General features: G+C 73.9%; 16 protein-coding genes and 1 pseudogene. 3 read left to right on the forward strand and 14 right to left on the reverse strand.

Features of this window, described 5'->3' with window-relative positions; translation table 11 throughout:
• Position 1 precedes the first annotated feature (1 nt).
• On the reverse strand, positions 2-1078 hold the full coding sequence (gene ribD, locus LBW97_RS00445; protein ID WP_224497438.1) for a bifunctional diaminohydroxyphosphoribosylaminopyrimidine deaminase/5-amino-6-(5-phosphoribosylamino)uracil reductase RibD: 1077 nt from the start codon (positions 1076-1078) through the stop codon (positions 2-4).
• Positions 1075-1746, reverse strand: a complete 672-nt coding sequence (gene rpe / locus LBW97_RS00450) for a ribulose-phosphate 3-epimerase (protein WP_224497439.1) — start codon at positions 1744-1746, stop codon at positions 1075-1077. Before rpe ends, ribD begins: the two co-directional genes overlap by 4 nt.
• A 100-nt stretch (positions 1747-1846) precedes the next feature.
• On the opposite strand from rpe, the gene LBW97_RS00455 reads away from it, so the two are divergent.
• Positions 1847-3319 carry an aldehyde dehydrogenase family protein gene (locus tag LBW97_RS00455; RefSeq protein ID WP_224497440.1) on the forward strand — a complete coding sequence of 491 codons (1473 nt, stop codon included), beginning with the start codon at positions 1847-1849 and terminating at the stop codon, positions 3317-3319.
• Between the two features lie 126 nt (positions 3320-3445).
• Here the strand turns inward: LBW97_RS00455 and LBW97_RS00460 are convergent, their stop codons facing one another.
• Positions 3446-4324, reverse strand: coding sequence for a hypothetical protein (locus LBW97_RS00460; protein ID WP_224497441.1), 879 nt, complete (start codon positions 4322-4324; stop codon positions 3446-3448).
• A 299-nt stretch (positions 4325-4623) separates the two neighbouring features.
• Here LBW97_RS00460 and LBW97_RS00465 point away from each other — a divergent pair, with 299 nt between their 5' ends.
• Positions 4624-6147: an HNH endonuclease signature motif containing protein gene (locus LBW97_RS00465; RefSeq protein WP_224497442.1), complete on the forward strand. Its 1524-nt coding sequence runs from the start codon at positions 4624-4626 to the stop codon at positions 6145-6147.
• A 132-nt stretch (positions 6148-6279) separates the two neighbouring features.
• Positions 6280-6579: a hypothetical protein gene (locus tag LBW97_RS00470; RefSeq protein WP_224497443.1), complete on the forward strand. Its 300-nt coding sequence runs from the start codon at positions 6280-6282 to the stop codon at positions 6577-6579.
• Between the two features lie 13 nt (positions 6580-6592).
• Here LBW97_RS00470 and LBW97_RS00475 read toward each other — a convergent pair whose 3' ends face one another.
• The 11 genes and pseudogenes from LBW97_RS00475 to mihF all read right to left on the reverse strand — a co-directional run bounded on the left by LBW97_RS00475 (position 6593) and on the right by mihF (position 16959).
• A complete protein-coding gene (locus LBW97_RS00475; protein ID WP_224497444.1) occupies positions 6593-7972 on the reverse strand; it encodes an RsmB/NOP family class I SAM-dependent RNA methyltransferase in 1380 nt (459 codons plus the stop codon).
• Positions 7969-8946, reverse strand: coding sequence for a methionyl-tRNA formyltransferase (fmt, locus tag LBW97_RS00480; protein WP_224497445.1), 978 nt, complete (start codon positions 8944-8946; stop codon positions 7969-7971). Before fmt ends, LBW97_RS00475 begins: the two co-directional genes overlap by 4 nt.
• Positions 8895-9428 (reverse strand): peptide deformylase, encoded by a 534-nt coding sequence (def, locus tag LBW97_RS00485; RefSeq protein ID WP_224497446.1) that lies wholly within the window; start codon positions 9426-9428, stop codon positions 8895-8897. The genes fmt and def overlap by 52 nt, the downstream gene beginning before the upstream one ends.
• Positions 9425-10051 (reverse strand): annotated as a pseudogene (locus LBW97_RS00490) (aspartate/glutamate racemase family protein); the annotation flags it as partial. The pseudogene LBW97_RS00490 and the gene def, both read right to left, overlap by 4 nt.
• Positions 10052-10197: 146 nt before the next feature.
• The gene (locus LBW97_RS00495) at positions 10198-10776 is read right to left on the reverse strand and encodes a hypothetical protein (protein WP_224497447.1); all 579 of its coding nucleotides are present in this window, start codon (positions 10774-10776) and stop codon (positions 10198-10200) included.
• Positions 10777-11015: 239 nt separating this feature from the next.
• Complete coding sequence (locus LBW97_RS00500; protein ID WP_224497448.1) at positions 11016-12974, reverse strand: primosomal protein N'; 1959 nt, start codon at positions 12972-12974, stop codon at positions 11016-11018.
• Positions 12975-13024: 50 nt separating this feature from the next.
• A complete protein-coding gene (gene metK / locus LBW97_RS00505) occupies positions 13025-14218 on the reverse strand; it encodes a methionine adenosyltransferase (protein ID WP_224497449.1) in 1194 nt (397 codons plus the stop codon).
• A 126-nt stretch (positions 14219-14344) separates the two neighbouring features.
• Entirely contained in the window at positions 14345-15571 is a 1227-nt protein-coding gene (gene coaBC / locus LBW97_RS00510; protein WP_224497450.1) for a bifunctional phosphopantothenoylcysteine decarboxylase/phosphopantothenate--cysteine ligase CoaBC, read from the reverse strand.
• Positions 15572-15659: 88 nt separating this feature from the next.
• Complete coding sequence (gene rpoZ / locus LBW97_RS00515; RefSeq protein WP_014376157.1) at positions 15660-15923, reverse strand: DNA-directed RNA polymerase subunit omega; 264 nt, start codon at positions 15921-15923, stop codon at positions 15660-15662.
• Positions 15924-15990: 67 nt separating this feature from the next.
• Positions 15991-16560: a guanylate kinase gene (gene gmk / locus LBW97_RS00520; RefSeq protein ID WP_308010385.1), complete on the reverse strand. Its 570-nt coding sequence runs from the start codon at positions 16558-16560 to the stop codon at positions 15991-15993.
• Positions 16561-16632: 72 nt separating this feature from the next.
• The gene (mihF, locus tag LBW97_RS00525) at positions 16633-16959 is read right to left on the reverse strand and encodes an integration host factor, actinobacterial type (RefSeq protein WP_224497452.1); all 327 of its coding nucleotides are present in this window, start codon (positions 16957-16959) and stop codon (positions 16633-16635) included.
• Positions 16960-17108 lie beyond the last annotated feature (149 nt).

Genomic DNA, 17108 nt, shown 5'->3' on the forward strand with positions numbered 1-17108 from the left:
CTCAGCTCCCTCCGTCCGATGCGTCCCCGCTGGTGCGGGTGCCCCCACCAGTGTGCCGGGTGGGGTGCAGCCGGATCTCCACGTCCCCGCCCAGGGGGGTGAGACCGGCGACCGTGAAGGACAGCGCCGAGCCGATGCCGGTGATTCCCAGGTCCCCCACGAGGGACGGTCCGGCGCCCAGCAGCTTCGGTGCGAGGTGGACGACGACCTCGTCGACGAGGCCGTCGCGCAGGAAGGCCGCGGCCAGCGTGGGGCCGCCTTCGAGCAGCACCCGGCGCACGTCGCGGGCGAAGAGCTCGGCCAGCAGAGCCGTCGGCGTCTCCGCCCGGCTGACCAGCGTGGGGGCGGCGTCGTCGAGCACCCGGGCCGTGGCCGGCAGGCGACCGGACCGGTCGACGACGACGCGCAGCGGCTGCCGGTCGGCGTTCCGGCCGTCGGCGTCCCGCACGGTCAGCTGCGGATCGTCGGTGAGCGCCGTCCCCGAGCCGACGACGACGGCGTCGCAGCCGGCCCGGATGCGGTGCACCTCGGCGCGCGCCTCGGGGCCGGTGATCCAGCGGCTGCTGCCGTCGGCGGCGGCGACCCGCCCGTCGAGGGTGGCCGCCACCTTCCAGATGACGTGGGGCCGCTGCTCGCGCACGCCGGTGAGCCACCCGGCCAGCGCGCCGCGCTCGGCGGCTTCCTGCTCGACGCCGACGACGACGTGGACCCCGGCGGCGCGCAGGCGCTCCGCTCCCCCGCCGGCCAGCGCGGTCGGCTCGGGGACCGCGACGACCACGCGGGCGATCCCGGCGGCGAGCAGGGCGTCGGCGCACGGGCCGGTGCGGCCGGTGTGCGCGCACGGCTCCAGGGTGACGACGGCGGTGCCACCGCGGGCCCGCTCGCCGGCCTGGGCGAGCGCGACCACCTCGGCGTGCGGGCCACCCGGCGGGTTCGTGGCGCCCTCGCCGACGATCGTGCCGTCGGCGGCGAGGACCACCGCGCCGACGGCGGGGTTCGGGCTGGTGGTGCCGAGCGCCGACGTCCCGAGCTCCCGGGCCCGGGCCATCCCCCGCAGCTCGGCGTCGGAGACCGTCACGCTGGTCGCGCCGCTGCCGCCTGCGCGCGGAGTGCGGCGATGGCGGCCGCGGGGTCCCGGGCGCCGTAGACGGCGGAGCCGGCCACGAACATGTCCACGCCGGCCTCGGCGGCCTGCTCGATGGTGTCGGCGTTGATGCCGCCGTCGATCTCGACGATGAGCTTCAGCTCGCCGCTGTCGACCAGCCGGCGGGCCTCGCGCACCTTGGGGAGCACGTCGGCGATGAAGGACTGGCCGCCGAAGCCGGGCTCGACGCTCATGACCAGCAGGGTGTCGAAGTCGCGGAGCAGCTCGAGGTGGTCCTCCAGCGGGGTGCCCGGCTTGATCGCCAGACCGGCGAGGGCACCGGCGGCGCGGATGTCGCGGGCGACGGCGCGGGCGTCGCGGCAGGCCTCGACGTGCACGGTCACGTTGCGGGCGCCGGCCTCGGCGTAGCCCGGCGCCCAGCGCTCGGGGTCCTCGATCATCAGATGGCAGTCCAGCGGCACCGGGCTCACCCGCTGGATCGCCTCGACGACGGGGAGGCCGAGCGTCAGGTTCGGCACGAAGTGCGCATCCATGACGTCGACGTGCAGCCAGTCGGCGTCGGCGACCCGCGCGACCTCCTCGGCCAGGCGGGCGAAGTCCGCGGACAGCAGGCTGGGGGCGATCATGGGTTCCCGGGACACGTCTGCCGAGTCTAGGTGGCCCCCGTCGGGTTCCTTCCGCCACTGATCACGGTCGGCGGCGTCACGTGTCCGTTGTGCGCGACCGGGTAGCGCCAGAGACATGGCTTCCGACACCCCTCCGCGCTACGACGGCTTCGACCGGATGCCCATCGCCGGCTCCTGGCGGCCGGGCAACTCCGAGAAGACCGCCACCGACACCGACCCGTACACCGGCGAGACCCTGACCGAGATCCGGCTGGCGAACGCCGATGACCTCGACCAGGCCTACGCGAAGGCCGAGGAAGCCCAGCGCGACTGGGCCGCCCGCCTCCCGAGCGAGCGCGCCGACGTCATGCGCCGCGCCGCCCGGATCATGGAGGACCGCAAGGACGAGGTCGTCGACTGGCACATCAAGGAGAGCGGCGCCGCCGCCCCCGCCGCCGAGTTCGAGTACGCCATCACGCTGCGCGACTTCCACGAGGCGTCGTCCTACCCCTACCGCGTCGAGGGCAGGATCCTGCCCGCCGACATCGAGGGCAAGGAGAGCCGCGTCTACCGCCGGCCGGTGGGCGTCGTCGCCGTCATCAGCCCGTGGAACGTGCCGATGCACCTCTCCAACCGCTCCGTCGCCCCGGCGCTCGCGCTGGGCAACGCCGTCGTCCTCAAGCCGGCGGGCGACACCCCGGTCACCGGCGGCCTGCTGCTGGCCAAGATCTACGAGGAGGCCGGGCTGCCCGAGGGGCTGCTGTCGGTCGTCATCGGATCGGGCAGCGAGATCGGCGACGCGATCGTGTCCCACCCGACGCCGCGGGTCGTCTCCTTCACCGGCTCGACGCCGGTCGGCAAGGGCATCGCCGAGAAGGCGGGCCTGAAGAAACTGTCGCTGGAGCTCGGCGGCAACGGCCCGCTGGTCGTCCTGGACGACGCCGACCTCGGCTACGCGGTGGACGCGGCGATCTTCGGGAAGTTCTTCCACCAGGGCCAGGTCTGCATGATCACCAACCGGATCATCGTGGACTCGTCCGTGCACGACGAGTTCGTCGAGCGCTACGTCGAGCGGGCGCGCTCGCTCAAGGCCGGCAACCCGCAGGACTCCGACACCGTGATCGGCCCGATCATCAACGGCAAGCAGCTCGAGGGGATCCAGGAGAAGATCGCCGACGCCCTCTCCGACGGCGCCCAGCAGCTGCTCGGCGGCGACCCGACCGGCCCGATCGGCTCGGTGCTCCCGCCGCACGTGCTCCTCGGCACCAACGACGTCGCCAGTGCGCGGCAGGAGATGTTCGGGCCCGTGGTCACGATCATCAAGGCCCGGGACGAGGACGACGCGCTCGCGATCGCCAACGACACCGAGTACGGCCTGTCCAGCGCCGTCTTCACCGAGGACTCGATGCGCGGCGTGCAGTTCGCGCTCCGGGTCGAGGCCGGCATGACCCACGTCAACGACTCGCCGCTCAACGACGAGAACAACACCGCGTTCGGTGGCGAGAAGGAGTCGGGCCTCGGCCGCTTCGGTGGCGAGTGGGCGATCGACGAGTTCACCACCGACCACTGGGTGAGCGTTCAGCACACGAAGCGGAAGTTCCCCTTCTGAGGGCCGCCGACCGGTGGGCGCGCCCCCACCGGTCGGCACCCCCCGTGTGCCCGAAGACTGTCGTACCCCCGGTCTGACCGGCCCGTCCGGCGAGCTGCGACTGACCACGGGGCCAGTCCAGCGCGTTTAGTCGGCGGGCTTCCCTTCAAGAAAGGCGAACAGTCGTGACAGTCGCCGAGTTTCGTCTTTGCTCAGTTGCTGAAAGCGGGCTTCGAGCTCGTTGACATTCGCTCGCAGCCTTTCAGCCTGCTCGCGCCTGTCGTTATCCAGTTCAGCGCGCGATTGCGGAGAAGCTCCTCCGGGGCTGACGGAGCCATCCATCTCCGCCAGTCTATTTCTCGCACGTTCCAGTTTGGGTGCTAGGTCCTCGAGTTCGTAGCGGCGAACTGTTCGCAGCGTCGTGTATTTCATCGAGGCGACATCCAGCCAGACGAATGGCACCGCGACGATGGCCCACCACCAGGAACCCCCACCCTCGACGCCGAGCGTGACAGCTATCGGAACCAGCGCCACAGCCAAGGTCACACGAAAGGACATCTCGGCAGCCTTGCGTTCCCGCTCGTCCACGCGCGAGTGCAGGTACTCCCCCCAACGCGGTGACGGAACCGTGTGCTCCTTATCGAAGGACGACGGCTTGCCGCCAGAACTCCCCTTATAGGTCGTGACCCTGTACTGCTCGTACGCCCGGACCGCTTCCTTTGCCTCGTCGATGTATTTGGGCCAATCAGGATGGCGACTCACGGCGGCCAGGAATCGGACCAGTCTGGCGACACCCGCGTTCCAGAGGACGGACCCGACGATCGCAGCAAGGAACGTCACCAGAGCAACCTGCGCGACAGGGCCGATGGAATCGAGTGCGACTAGGAGGCGAGCTCCAAGTTGATCGCTACGCGCCGAGGCGGCTAATTCTTCACCGGCAACGATCCAGCAGGAGAACACGGCGGAGTATCCGACGGTCAGCGGGTTTCGTAGCTCGCGGGCGGATGCGAGCAACCCTGTGAGCATCCATGGCCTCCTTCTTGCCTGGCGGCGCGTTTACGCGCCAGGAGGCGCCTCCCCTGGAGCTCAAGGAAACCCTAACTCGAAGCTTCTCCGCGGCCCTCCTTCGTCCGTCTCATTTGCTGGCTCCGTCCCTCGCGCCAACCTCTGCCAACAAGACTCGCGGACTACCCTCGCCGCCCTGAGGCGCCAGCAGGTGCGGCGGAGCAGCGCCACGAACGCGGCCGTGTCGGTACGCGGGGCGACCGGTCGGCGCCTCCCGTCACACCCGGAAAACTGTCGTACCCCCCGCCTAACCTGCAGATATGTCATCGGGTCCGGGGTTCGCGGTCGGGGTGACCGTGATGCCGGTCGACCCGATGCCCTCCCCGTGGGAGCTGGCGGATCCGGACCCCGCCCCTCGGCTGGACGAGCCGTTGAGCGCGTGGTTGCCCGCCCGCCGCAGCGCCGGCGCAGCCGCGGCGCTGCTCCAGCAGATCGTGTTCGCCGAAGCGCAGCTGGCCGCTTTGCGCGCCGAGCTGGTGCTCGACCTGGCCACCGGCAGCCCCGTCCCCTCCGGCCAACCGTCGGGCACCGTGAGCGAGTTCGCGCCTGACGAGGTGGCGGCAGCGCAGAACTGCAGCCGGAGCGCCGCGGTAACGCTGCTGGATCAGGCCGAGCTCCTCACCACGGTGCTACCCGGCACGTTCAATGAGCTGCGGCTGGGGCGGCTGGACTGGCCCCGGGCCCGCGCGATAGCCGCGGAGGTCGCCGCCACCGGCCGGGAGACCGATCCGGCGGTGATCGCCGAGATGGAGACGGCGGTGCTGCCCCGGGCCGGTGAGCTCTCGGTGCGCGGGCTCCGCGAGGCGGTGCGCGCCGAACTGCTCGCCCGGGACGCCGCCGCAGCCGACCGGCGACGGGAGCAGCGAGCGCGCGGGGCCGACGTGACGGTCCGCCCGGTCGGTGACGGGATGAGCGAGTTCCGCGTCGTGATGCCGCATCCGGAGGCCCGAGCCTGCCGGGACGTGGCCGACCAGCACGCCCGCGCCGCGAAGGACGCCGGCGACATCCGTCCACTAGGCGTGTTGCGGACCGGCGCGGTCGCCGACCTGATCCTGCGTCCCTGGCAGGAGCGGCCGTCGGTCACCGCCCACCTGACGGTCGTCGCCCCGCTGGCGGCGCTGACGCCGGGCGCGTTCCTCGCCTCCGGTGCGCCGCGGCCGGCCGCGTTCACGCCACCCGGCGCCGCCGCGCCCATCGGCGCGGTGGACGGCGAGCCGATCACCGCCGCCCACCTGCGCGAGCTGCTCACCCAGTTCGACGCCCTGGGCCTGCGGGCGCCGGCCGGCGGAAGCGTGGAGATCGCGATCACCGACGGCACCGGCGCGCTGCTGGCCCTCACCGGCCGCGGGGAGCTCGAGCGGCTGGCCCGCCGTGGCTGCCCCGAGCACCCGGACGGCGCCTGTGCCTGCCCGGTGCTGGGCCCACCCGGTCCGGTCGACCGCTACCGCCCCTCGGCGTCGCTGTACCGCTTCGTGAAGGCTCGGGACCGGGCCTGCCGGCACCCCGGCTGCACGGTTCGCGCCGGCTGGGCCGACCTCGACCACGTTCTCGCACACGCCGACGGCGGCGAGACCTCCTGCGCGAACCTCTGCTGTCTGTGCCGACGGCATCACCGGCTCAAGACCTTCGCCCCAGGCTGGCAGCACACGATGAGCGACGACGGCGTGCTCACCGTCATCACTCCCTCCGGCGTCACGAGGATCAGCCGACCACCGGGATTCAGAGTGCTGACCGAGCCACCGCAACCGCCACCCGATCTGGCGGACGATCCACCACCGTTCTGAAGCGCGTCGACCTCGGCGGGGCGCCGTTCCTGCTTCCATGTCCGCATGGATGCCGCGGCCGTGGGCGCGCCCAGTTCCCGTGCCAGGCGACGGACGCTCCCGCTCCCGCTCGGCTGGGCACTCTGTCTGGCCTTGGGCGTCGGCCTCGGATGGCTCTGCCGCTTCCCGCTCGTCTGGACCTGTCTGACCGGGAGGGCGGTCGCCTGGAAGGCCGGATGGGCCTCGATCGACCCGACCCTCGTCGACGACGGGATCTACCTCTTCTTCGTCATGATCGCCGGCCTCTGGATGCTGTTCCTGCTGATCGCCGCGCCGCTGAACGCGCTGGCTCGCCGTGCCACGTCCCTCTCGGGCCGCCAGTGGTGGTGGACGTCGGCGATGCTCTGGGTCACCCCGTTCGCGGTGCTCGACCTTCCGGGGCTGCTCCGCTGAGAGGGGCGCGGCGTCAGCGGGTGCGGCGGAGCAGCGCCATGAACATGGCGTCGGTGCCGTGCCGGTGCGGCCACAGCTGGCCGTGGTCGCCGCGGGCGATGTCAGGCACCTCCGGGAACAGCGGCGCGACCGGCAGCACCTCGACGTCGTCCCGCCCGGCCGCCGCGGCCACCACGTCGGTGGTCTCCGCGGTGTGCGGCGAGCAGGTCACGTAGGCGACGACGCCGCCGACGCGGACCGACCGCAGTGCACTGTCCAGCAGCGCCGTCTGCAGCTGCGCCAGCGGCTCGACGTCCTCGGCGGTCCGGCGCCAGCGCACCTCGGGACGACGGCGCAGCGCGCCCAGCCCGGTGCACGGGGCGTCCAGCAGCACGCGATCGAACGAGCCGGGCTCCCACGGCGGCTGGGTGCCGTCGGCGGCGAGCACCTCGACGTCCTGCTCGTCGCGCAGCGCCTGGCGGACCAGGTCGGCGCGGTGCGGCGCCCGGTCCGCGGCGGTCAGCCGCACACCCTCGGGACGGGTGGCCGCGAGGAGGCCGGACTTCCCGCCGGGGCCGGCGCACATGTCCAGCCACGCCGTGTCGGGCCCGTCGAGCGGAGCACGGGTGAGCAGCAGCGCGGCCAGCTGGCTGCCCTCGTCCTGGACCGCGGCCTTGCCGGTGCGCACCGAGGCGAGCCGGCCGGGGTCTCCCCCGCCGAGGCGCACCGCGTAGGGCGACCACGGGCCGGGCTCACCGCCGGACTCGGTCAGCAGTTCGTCGCGGCCCATGCGCCGGGCGACCAGGTGCACCTCGGGGGCGAGGTCGTCGGCGAGCAGCGCGGGCTCGAGCTCGCCCTCGTCGTCCAGGGCGTTGCGCCAGGCCTGCACGATCCAGTCCGGGTGGTCGGTGGCCAGCGCCAGCCGCCGGTCGCCCTCGGCGGCCAGGGTCTCCAGCCAGGCGGCGCGGTCCCCACCGGTGGCGACCTTGCGCAGCACCGCGTTGACCAGCCCGGCGGGGCCGGGGCCCACGATGGCGCGGGTCAGGTCCACGGTGGTGTCGACGGCGGCGTGCGCCGGCACCCGCAGGTCGATGAGCTGGTAGGTGCCCAGCCGCAGCAGGTCGAGCACCCGCGGGTCGAGCTCCGCCAGTGGCCGGGACACCAGCCCGGTGAGGATCGCGTCCAGCGTGCCCTGGGCGCGCAGCGCGCCGTAGGCCAGCTGGGTGGTGAAGGCGGCGTCGCGCTCGTCGAGCTTCCGCTCGCGCAGCAGCTGCGGGAGCAGCAGGTTGGCGAACGCCTCGCGGGAGGAGACCGCGTCGAGCACGTCGTAGGCGGTCAGCCGCGCGCCGTCGAGCTGCGGACGGCGGGTCGCCGGGTGCCGACGCGGACCGCGCCTGCCCGGCGGGCGGGTCACTCGCCCACCTTCTCACCGGGTGCCGGGCGTGCGCCGCGGGCCCAGTCGGCAGCGGCGAGCATCTTCTTGCCGGCCGGCTGCACCTGGGTGAGCCGCACCGCGCCGTGGCCGGTGCCGACGAGGACCGCGCCGGAGTCCAGCACCAACTCGCCCGGAGCCGGCGACGGCCCGTCGGACACCGGCTCGACGGGCGCCACGCGCAGGCGCTCCCCGCGCCACGTCGTCCACGCACCCGGAGCCGGGGTGACCCCGCGGACCCGGCGGTCGACCACGTGGGAGGGCAGCGCCCAGTCGATCCACGCGTCCGCCGTCTCCACCTTGGGCGCGAGGCTGATCCCGTCGCCCGGCTGCGGCTGGGCCTCGAGAGCCCCGGCGGCGATGCCGTCCAGCGTCGCGACCAGCAGGGCCGCGCCGCTGACCGCCAGCCGCTCGAGCAGGTCGCCCGCGGTGTCGCGCGGCCGGATCTCCTCGGTCAGGGTGCCGAACACCGGACCGGTGTCCAGCCCCGCCTCCAGCATGAACGTGGAGGCGCCGGTGACCTCGTCGCCGGCCATGATCGCGTGCTGCACGGGAGCCGCGCCGCGCCAGGCGGGCAGCAGGGAGAAGTGCAGGTTGACCCAGCCGTGCCGCGGCAGGTCGAGGGCCGCCTGGGGCACCAGCGCGCCGTAGGCGACCACGGGGGCGCAGTCGACGGCCAGGTCGGCCAGCTGCTCGAGGAACTCCGGCTCGCGGGGCGACCGCGGCTGGAGCACCGGGATGCCGGCCTCGTCGGCCCGCTCGGCCACCGGCGACCGGCTGACCTTGCGGCCGCGCCCGGAGCGCGCGTCGGGCCGGGTGAGGACGGCGACCACCTCGTGGTCGGAGGCCAGCAGCGCGTCGAGCGAAGGGACGGCGGGCGCCGGCGTACCGGCGAACAGGAGCCTCAGTGGGGGCTCACTTCGATGCGCGGGACCCAGGCACCCATGCCGGCCCACTCCGCGCCCTGGATCGCGGCCATCGCCGCCGCGCGCGCCTCGGCGTCGAGCCGTTCGACGAACAGCACGCCGTCGAGGTGGTCGGTCTCGTGCTGCACGGCCCGGGCGAGCATGTGCGAGCCCTCGACCCGGATGGGCTCGCCGTGCATGTTCCAGCCGGTCGCGGCGACGGTGAGGTGCCGGCGGCAGTCGAACCGGAAGTCCGGGATCGACAGGCAGCCCTCGGGGCCCTCCTGGAACTCGTCGCCGACCGGCGTGACGTCGGGGTTGACCAGGTGGCCGACCTCGCCGTCGACGTCCCACGTGAAAACCCGCAGGCCCACGCCGATCTGCGGTGCGGCCAGACCGGCTCCGCCGGCGGCGTGCATGGTGTCGGTCAGATCCGCGACCAGCTGCCGCAGTTCCTTGTCGAAGTCGACGACCGGGGCGGCGGGACGGTGCAGGACCGGGTCGCCGAACAGCCGGATGGGGGTGACGCTCACCCGGCAATGGTAGGCGGGGCCGCCCCGCCTGCTTCGGGCAGCGCGGCACGCACGGCGGCGGCGACGTGCAGCGCCGTCGTCGGAAAGGTCGGGACGTCGACGTCGTCCGGGCCCAGGAGCAGCTCGATCTCGGTACAGCCGAGCACCACGCCCTGCGCCCCGCGGGCGACGAGCCGGTCCACCACGTCGGGGTAGGCGGTGCGCGACTCCTCGCGGACGACGCCGAGGACGAGCTCCTCGTAGATGACGCGGTGCACGAGCTCCCGGTCGGGCGCGTCCGGGACGAGCACCTCCAGCCCGGCGGCCTCCAGCCGCTCCACGAGGAAGGGCTGCTCCGTCGTGTAGCGGGTGCCGAGCAGGCCGATCCGGCCGAGACCCGCCGCGGTGATCGCCTACGCGGTGGCGTTGCCGCTGTGCAGCAACGGCACGTCCAGCCTCTCGGTCACCGCATCGGCGACCACGTGCATGGTGTTGGTGCACAACATGACGAGGTCGGCACCGGCGACCTGCAGCGCACGGGCATCGGCGGCGAGGAGCTCACCGGCACGGACCCAGTCGCCGGCGGCCTGCAGCCGTGCGATCTCCGCGAAGTCCACCGACAGCAGGACGCAGCGGTTCGGCCCCGTCCGGAGGCACGCCCCGAGCCTGCGAGGGGTGAGAGGGACGGGGTCCTTCTACTCCCAACTCATCCTGCCCAGCAACCCGATCGTCTTCACGGCCGCGATCCTGGCACCGGCCCGGGCGGCCGTGGGCCGCCCGGGCGCGGAAGTCACTCGGAGAGCGTGACCGCCGACTTCGCGACCTCGAGGTGCTGCCCCAGGCCGTCGAGCATCGCGGCCCCCTCCGCGTCGTCCACCCCGACCTGGGCGGCGAACCCGGCGGCGTGGGCGGCGACGGTGCCCTGGAAGTCGACGCTGTCGCCCTCGGTGACCTGGTACGGGGACTCCCCCGCCTCGCCGGTGAGCTGGACCCACACCCGCTCGGTCTCCGACGTGCCGACCCAGAAGCCCTCGTCGGCGGGCACGGACAGCACCTGCACGGCGGTACCGGTCACCGGCTGTCCGGACAGCGCCGCGAGCGCCGCCGCGGCGTCCGCGCCGGCGGTCAGCGGGAGGACGGACTCGCCCTGCGCCGTCACGATCTGGCCGCTCCCATCGGCGGCCTCGCCGCCACCGGTCGAGGGGGACGCCGCCGTCGGGGACGAGGAGGAAGACGAGGACGAGGACGAGGAGCTGTCGCCGGAGCCACCGGACGTCGACGAGGCGGGGTCCCCGTCAGCGTCGTCGGAACCGCACTGGCTGAGCAGCAGCGCGGCGAGGACCAGGACCGCCAGCAGTGCTGCCCCCACGAGCAGGCCCCTGCGTCGTCCGCCTCCCCGGTTCCCCCCGCCGACGGGGGTGGCGCCGACGGGTCGGGCTGGTTCGGACGGACGTGCTGCAGTCACTCGGGTACTCCTCGGATTCGATGATCACGTCGCCCGACAGGCCCCTCGGGGCCGCCGCCGCTCTCCGCGACGCCCGCCCCGACTCGGGGTCGCCGGTGCCCGTACCCGGGACGTCACCCGGCACACTTACAACGTAAACCGGCTCAGACGAGGTCGAGCGGGTCCAGCTGCACCCGGACGTGCTCGGGCGCCTTCTTGGCGCTGCGCACTCCCTGCACCTCGGTGAGCGCGTGCGCCAGCGCTGCGCCCTCCGTCCGCGGCACCCGCACCAGGTAGCGCTCCCGCTCCCCCTCCTGCCCGAGCCGCGGCCGCTCGGGCACCGGGCCGAGCAGGTCGGCGTGCTCGGGCAGCCGCAGCGCGGCGAGGAACTCCGCCAGCGCCGCCGGTGACGCCGAGAGCGAGGCGATCCGGGTCACCGGCGGGAAGCCGAGCTCGCGCCGGTCGGCGACCTCGCGCTCGGCCAGCCAGGCCGGGTCCCAGCGCACCAGCGCCTGGACGACGGGGTGCGCGGCGTCCGCGGCCACGATCACCTGCCCCCCGGCCGACGCCGGCCGCACGAGGGAGGCGGCGTTCAGCCAGCGCCGCATGGTCTCCTCCCCCGCCCGCAGGTCCGCGCGGCCCAGCAGGGCCCACGAGTCGAGCAGCAGTGCCGCGCCGTAGCCGCCCTCGGCCACCGGCTCGGCGCCAGGCGTGGCGACGACGAGCGCCGGCCCCGCGGGCACTGTGGCCAGCACGCCGGTGGTGCTCCCGGACGTGCGGACGATGGCGCCGGGGAAGGCGCGCGCCAGCTCCTCGGCGGTGCGGCTCTCCCCGATGACGGCGGCGCGGAGCTTCGTGCCGTGGCAGTGCGGGCAGTCGAAGGTGGCGGCGGGCCGGGCGCACCAGCGGCAGGCGGGGATGCGGCTGCCCCCGGGCCCGGGCCGGGGCGAGATGCCCAGCGGCCCCGCGCAGTGCGCGCACCGGGCGGGCGCACGGCAGCGCGCGCAGGAGAGCGACGGCACGTAGCCCCGGCGCGGCACCTGCACGAGCACCGGGGCGCCGTCGGCCAGCGCCTTGCGTGCGGCGGTGTGCGCCAGCGACGGCAACCGCGCCGACCGCGCGGCCGGGTCGCGGGCCATCTCGAAGTCGTCACCCAGCGCCTGCACCCGGGGGGCCGCCGCGCGCAGGGCCGCACGGTCGGCGACCAGCTCGTGCGCCCAGCCGGACTCGACCAGGACCGCCCCCTCGGCGCTGCGGGTGGTCCCCGCCACCACCGCGGCGCAGGAGTCCAGCCAGGCCCGCTGCACCAGGACGTCGCGGGCATGCGGATAGGGCGCGTGGTCGTCGGCGTGCAGGTCGTCGCCGTCGTCCCAGATCGCGACCAGGCCCAGGTCGCGCACCGGTGCGAACATGGCCGCCCGGGTGCCCAGCACCACCTGGGCGGCGCCGCGCGACGCGGCGAGGAACCGGCGGTAGCGCTTCTCCGGTGCGTCGTCGGCGCGCAGCACGGTGAACGAGTGCGCGGGCAGCAGCCGCACGGCCGCGGCGGTCAGCCGGTCCAGGTCCTTGCCATCGGGGACGACGACGAGTGCGCCCCGCCGCCCGGAGAGCGCCGCCTGGCACAGCTCCACCAGCCGGGTGGGCCAGTCCTCCCCCGGCAGCGCCGTCCACACCGCGCGGGCCGGCTTCCCCTCGGCCAGGGCGCCCAGCAGCGCGGCGCCGGCCGGATAGCTGGCGAAGCCGGCGGGGTCGGGCGCCTCCGGCAGCGCCTCGGGCGTGGGCGCCTCCCGCTTCTCCGCCGCCGCCCGGCGCGGGGGCAGCGCCAGCCGCAGGACGTCGCTGGCCGTCCCTGCGTACCGGTCGGCGACCGCCCGGACCACGCGGGCCACCTGCGGGGTGAGCACCGGTTCCCCGGACGGCACGTGCGACAGCGGTTGCAGGGTGCCGGCGAACTCGGTGGTGTCGGCCAGCTCCCAGATCACGCCGTCGACCAGCCGGCCGTGGAACCGGACCCGCACCCGGCAGCCGGGCTGCACCAGCTCGGCGAACTTCTCCGGGACGGCGTAGTCGAACGGCCGGTCCAGATGCGCCAGCGGCACGTCGACGACGACCCGGGCCACCATCGGGCGGCCCGGGTCGTCGGATGGAGCGGGAGTGCTCAGCGGGTTCCGGCTCAGACGGCTGCGCGCAGCGCCTCGACCCGGTCCAGGCGCTCCCAGGGGAGGTCCAGGTCCGTGCGGCCGAAGTGCCCGTAGGCGGCGGTCGGCTTGTAGATCGGCCGCAGCAGGTCCAGGTCGCGCACGATCGCGCCCGGCCGGAGGTCGAACACCGCGGTGATCGCCTTCTGCAGCGTCTCGTCGGCCACCTTCCCGGTGCCGAAGGTCTCGACGAACAGGCCGACCGGGTGGGCCGCGCCGATCGCGTAGGCGACCTGCACCTCGCACCGGCGGGCGAGCCCCGCGGCGACGACGTTCTTGGCGACCCAGCGCATCGCGTACGCCGCGGAGCGGTCCACCTTCGACGGGTCCTTGCCCGAGAAGGCGCCGCCGCCGTGGCGGGCCATGCCGCCGTAGGTGTCGACGATGATCTTGCGGCCGGTCAGGCCGGCGTCCCCCATCGGGCCGCCGATGACGAACTTGCCGGTCGGGTTCACCAGCAGCCGGTGGCCGGTGGTGGGCAGGCCGAGGGCGGCGAGCTCGGGCTCGACCACGAGCTCCTCGATGTCCGGGGTCAGCAGCGTCTCGATCGAGATGTCCTCCGCGTGCTGCGAGGAGACCACGACGGTGTCGACGGCGACCGGGCGGTCGTCCTCGTAGACCACGGTGACCTGGGTCTTGCCGTCCGGGCGCAGGTAGGGCACCGACCCGTCCTTGCGCACCGCGGAGAGCCGCCGGGAGAGCCGGTGGGCCAGCGCGATGGGCAGCGGCATCAGCTCGGGGGTCTCGTCGGTGGCGTAGCCGAACATCAGGCCCTGGTCACCGGCGCCCTGGCGCTCGATCGCGTCGTCCTCGGCGCCGCCGGAGGTGCGCGCCTCGTAGGCGGTGTCCACACCCTGCGCGATGTCGGGCGACTGCGCGCCGATGGAGACGCTGACACCGCAGGAGGCGCCGTCGAAGCCCTTGCGGGAGGAGTCGTAACCGATGCCGAGCACCGTCTCGCGGACGATCGCCGGGATGTCGACGTAGCCCCCGGTCGTCACCTCGCCGGCGATGTGCACCTGACCGGTGGTGATGAGGGTCTCGACCGCGACCCGGCTGCGCGGGTCCTGGGTCAGCATGGCGTCCAGGATCGCGTCGCTGATCTGGTCGGCGATCTTGTCCGGGTGGCCCTCGGTCACCGACTCGGACGTGAAGAGGCGGCGTGGCACTCGGTACTCCCTGGGGTGTCGGCGGGCACGGGTGGAGCTGGGGTGGGTCGGGTGGTCCGGCGCGAACGGCCGTACCGGGTGCGCACGTTACCGCCGGGATACGACGGCGGGTGCGACGGCGTGGTGTCAGCGCACCGGCGGGGCGCCGATCAGCGGGCTCACGGCGGTCCAGATCCCGGCGGCGACGGCGTCCTTGCCGCTCTCCGGCACCTCGGTGACCGAGCCGTCGGCGCCCAGCACGACGACCGCGTTGTCGCTCCGGCCGAACACCTGGCCGCCCGAGACGTCGTTCACCACGAGCAGGTCGCAACCCTTGCGGGCCAGCTTGGCGCGGGCGTGGTCGAGCACGCCGCCGTCGCCGTCGCCGGTCTCGGCGGCGAACCCGACCACCAGCTGCCCGGTGGGCCGCTTCGCGACAAGCTCGGCGAGCACGTCGGGGTTGCGTACGAGCGGAACCGAGTCCGGCTCGCTCGCCGACCCCTTCTTCATCTTGGTGGCGGCAACCTCGGCCGGCCGGAAGTCGGCGACCGCGGCGCTCATCACGACGACGTCGGCCTCTCCCGCCTCGGCCAGCATCGCCGTCCGCAGTTCCTCCGCGGTGCCGACCGGCACGACGCGGACGCCGAAGGGCGCGGGGAGCTCGACGTTGGCGGCGACCAGGACGACGTCCGCGCCCCGGGCGGCGGCGACGCGGGCCAGCGACCAGCCCTGCTTGCCCGAGGAGCGGTTGCCCAGGTAGCGCACCGGGTCCAGGGGCTCCCGCGTGCCGCCGGCGCTGATGACCACCCGGCGACCGGTCAGGTCCTGGGCGAGCGCAGCGGCGCCGTGCTCCAGCACGACGGCCGCCAGGGCAGCGATGTCCGCGGGCTCGGGCAGCCGGCCCGGACCGGAGTCGGGCCCGGTCAGCCGGCCGACCGCGGGTGGCAGCACGATCGAGCCGCGCCGGCGCAGCGTCGCGACGTTGTCCTGAGTCGCGGGGTGCAGCCACATCTCGGTGTGCATCGCGGGCACGAAGACCACCGGGCAGTGCGCGGTGAGGAGCGTGGCGGTGAGCAGGTCGTCGGCCCGGCCCATCGCGGCGCGGGCGAGCAGGTCGGCCGTGGCCGGGGCGACGACGACGAGGTCGGCCTGCTGACCGATCCGAACGTGCGCGACCTCGGGGACGTCGGTCCAGACGTCGGTGCTGACGGGGTTGCCCGACAGCGCCTCGAAGGTGGCGGCGCCGACGAAGTGCAGCGCGCTCGGCGTGGGGACGACGCGGACGTCGTGCCCCGCCTCGGTGAACGCGCGCAGCAACAGCGCGGCCTTGTAGGCGGCGACGCCACCGCTGACGCCCAGCACGATGCGACTCACCGCGTCATCCTCCCAATACGAGAAGGCGCCCGGCACAAGCCGGGCGCCTTCTCATCACTTCTGGGGTGCCTCGGACGAGGCAGCCGGCCTAGTTCTCGCCGGCGGTGTGGGCCAGCAGGCCCTCGTTGATCTCGCGCAGCGCGATCGAGAGGGGCTTCTCCTGCGGAGCGGTGTCGACCAGCGGGCCGACGTACTCGAGCAGGCCCTCGGAGAGCTGGCTGTAGTAGGCGTTGATCTGACGCGCGCGCTTGGCGGCGAAGATGACCAGGCCGTACTTGCTGCTGGTGCGCTCGAGCAGCTCGTCGATCGGGGGGTTGGTGATGCCCTCGGGGGCGGGTGCAACTCCGGACACGGGCGGGCGTGCTCCTCAGTCAATTCGGCGGGAGTGAGCGGGGCGGCGACGACCTTCCGCCGCCATCTCACTCGTGAGCGCCGGCCCCCTGGTGCAGGTCGGGCGACGGCGCAGTCAGCAATCCTACCAACTCATCGGCCGCGCGGGAAACGTCGTCGTTGACGACCACCACGTCGAACTCCCCGGAGGAGTCCAGCTCGGCCTGCGCGATGCGCAGGCGCTCGGACTGGACGTCGGCCGATTCCGATCCACGACCGGCCAGCCGGCTGACCAGATCGCCCCACGACGGCGGGGCCAGGAAGACCAGCTGCGCCTCCGGGGCGCGGGCCCGGACCTGACGGGCGCCCTGCAGCTCGATCTCCAGGAGCGCCGGGCGGCCGGAGGCCAGCTGCTCGCGGACCGGCGCGACCGGGGTGCCGTACCGGTTGCCGGCGTACTCGGCCCACTCCAGCAGGCCGTCGGTGGCGATCAGCTGGTCGAACTCGGCGTCGGTGAGGAAGTGGTAGTGGCCGCCGTGCACCTCACCGGGGCGGGGACGGCGGGTGGTCACCGACACCGAGACCCACACGTCCGGGTGCCGGCGGCGGACCTCGGCGACGACGGTGCCCTTGCCGACCCCGGAGGGCCCGGAGAGCACTGTCAGTCGTGCCGGTGTTCCTGCTACCACTCGTCGTCCTCGCCCGGTTCGTGCGTGCGTCGGCGGCCCGGGTCAGACGACCTGGTCGCCGCCGAACTCGGACTCCAGCGCACGGCGCTGGTTGGCGCCCAGACCCCGCACGCGGCGCGTCGGGGAGATCTCCAGGCGTTCCATGATCTTCGCAGCCCGGGCCTTGCCGACTCCCGGCAGGGACTCCAGGACGGCGGAGACGCGCATCTTGCCGATCACCTCGTCGGTCTCGCCCTGCTTGAGGACGTCCCCGACCGTCGCGCCCTTGCTCTTGAGCTGCTCGCGCAGCTCGGCGCGGGCCTTGCGGGCGGCGGCGGCCTTCTCCAGTGCTGCTGCGCGTTGTTCAGGTGAGAGGTCAGGCAGGGGCATGGCGCAACCCAATCGTGTCGACGTCGGCCCGGGGGCCGACCGTGTTTTCGCTGGTACCGAGGACGTGCAACGTGCTTCCCGCAGCGTGTCCGTCTGGTGAGATCTGAGCAAATTCGCAGGTCACAGGCCCCGAGCCGACACCCTGTCGA

The sequence above is a fragment of the Blastococcus sp. LR1 genome, from assembly GCF_020166105.1.
GTDB lineage: Bacteria > Actinomycetota > Actinomycetes > Mycobacteriales > Geodermatophilaceae > Blastococcus.

Coding starts and splice junctions, on each gene's coding strand:
- mihF (WP_224497452.1), bottom strand. CDS start 16,959: ATGCCCCTGCCTGACCTCTCACCTGAACAACGCGCAGCAGCACTGGAG.
- LBW97_RS00465 (WP_224497442.1), top strand. CDS start 4,624: ATGTCATCGGGTCCGGGGTTCGCGGTCGGGGTGACCGTGATGCCGGTC.
- LBW97_RS00460 (WP_224497441.1), bottom strand. CDS start 4,324: ATGCTCACAGGGTTGCTCGCATCCGCCCGCGAGCTACGAAACCCGCTG.
- LBW97_RS00500 (WP_224497448.1), bottom strand. CDS start 12,974: ATGGTGGCCCGGGTCGTCGTCGACGTGCCGCTGGCGCATCTGGACCGG.
- LBW97_RS00455 (WP_224497440.1), top strand. CDS start 1,847: ATGGCTTCCGACACCCCTCCGCGCTACGACGGCTTCGACCGGATGCCC.